This is a genomic window from Micrococcus sp. HSID17227, from assembly GCF_003989405.1.
GTDB lineage: Bacteria > Actinomycetota > Actinomycetes > Actinomycetales > Micrococcaceae > Micrococcus > Micrococcus luteus.
The window spans coordinates 1-1274 of record NZ_RBLN01000430.1 but is presented as its reverse complement, the minus strand read 5'-3'; the positions used below and the strand labels follow the sequence as shown (position 1 = coordinate 1274).

The following is a 1274-nucleotide window of genomic DNA, read 5'->3' as shown; positions in this document are numbered from 1 at the left end:
CCCGCGCCAGTGGAAGCGATGCGGCGCCCACTCCCCCGCCCCCGCAACGCGCCGGCCGTACAGGAGAGCCTCTTCGACTGAAATTGCTGGCCGTGAGGCGGGGCTGGATGGGTGCTCAACCACAGCGCACGCCACGTCTCCGGCCAGACGTTGCCGCGGCCGTCGGCCCGCCGCGTCGAGATGGCCTTCAGCCACCCAACCTGTTGGACAGCTCAGGTCTGGCTGTACGAGGGCTCGCGTCGAGTAGTGCCCTACAACCGCTTTGCGCCTACCGGGCAGGCAGCCTGCGAGAGTCGAAGACCGTGCCTGCGAGAGGATCGGTCGGCTTTTCGAGCCTGGTGACTTCGCGAAGCATGTGGGTCCTGATCACCTCTCTGGGTTCGAAGTAGGCGTTTGCCCGGTCCCGCAGTTGGTCCAGTGGTGCGTCGGCGGGGTTCAGTAAAGCGCTGCGCACTGCGGACTCCACGGAGCGCATGGCGTGGGCCAGTTCGCTGTCGAGCAGCTCATAGCCTACGTGTACCGCTTGTGCGAGGGCGCTCTCGGCAGCAGACCTGAGCGGCTCGCTCTTCTCGTCGAAGTCGTCGACAGGAAGCACTCTGCCTGCCTGGGCGTCCTCCAGGACGCGGACGAGGAAGGTGAGCCACGCACGGCAGCAAACCCCGGCGTTGTTGACGACGTCAATTCTCCGTGCGACAGCGTCCTCCAGCCTCTGCCTGCTGTCAGCGCGTTCTTTCCTTCGCTGAACAGTCAGAGGGCCGATCGTCGCAGCCAGCGCTGCGATCAGAGCAGCAGCGACTGCCCCCAGCAAACCGATCTTCGCGGCATCCACCAGGCCACAGTAGCCAACGCGCTGCTTACACCACGTTCTCGATGCATCCGCTGGGGACTCACTGGTCGGCGCATGGGCTGTGTTCAGTCAAGGCGCGCTGTCCGGGGGCTGCATGATGGCAACTGCCCACGTCGTGCGGGCAGGGGCGGGACGTGAGAGGTGCGGTATGCGGGGCTCGGGCGGGTGCGGGGGTCAGGTGATATCGGTGTGCCAGTCGGCTGTCCTGCTGAGATAGCGGTAGCCGACCCCCTCCTGAGCCATTCGTTTGCCGTGCACAAGGAGTGTGGCTGCCTTGTTGCGGAGAGTCACCGGCAGCCAGGAGGCGAGTTCGGCTGCTTCCTCGACTGCTGCAGGGGACTCCTTACCTTTGCGCGCGATGCCGATGTCCAGCAGCGCGGTGTAGAGCGTGTTCGCGGGCAGGACCGGGGGTAACCCGCGGTTTCTG

At 65.9% G+C, this 1274-nt stretch carries 2 protein-coding genes; both read right to left on the bottom strand.

Going from position 1 to position 1274, the window contains the following annotated elements:
* Positions 1-268: 268 nt before the first annotated feature.
* On the bottom strand, positions 269-829 hold the full coding sequence (locus tag D8M29_RS12420; RefSeq protein WP_127446032.1) for a hypothetical protein: 561 nt from the start codon (positions 827-829) through the stop codon (positions 269-271).
* Between the two features lie 192 nt (positions 830-1021).
* Positions 1022-1274 (bottom strand): hypothetical protein (locus tag D8M29_RS13690; protein ID WP_202975962.1); only part of this gene is annotated, 253 nt, incomplete at its 5' end.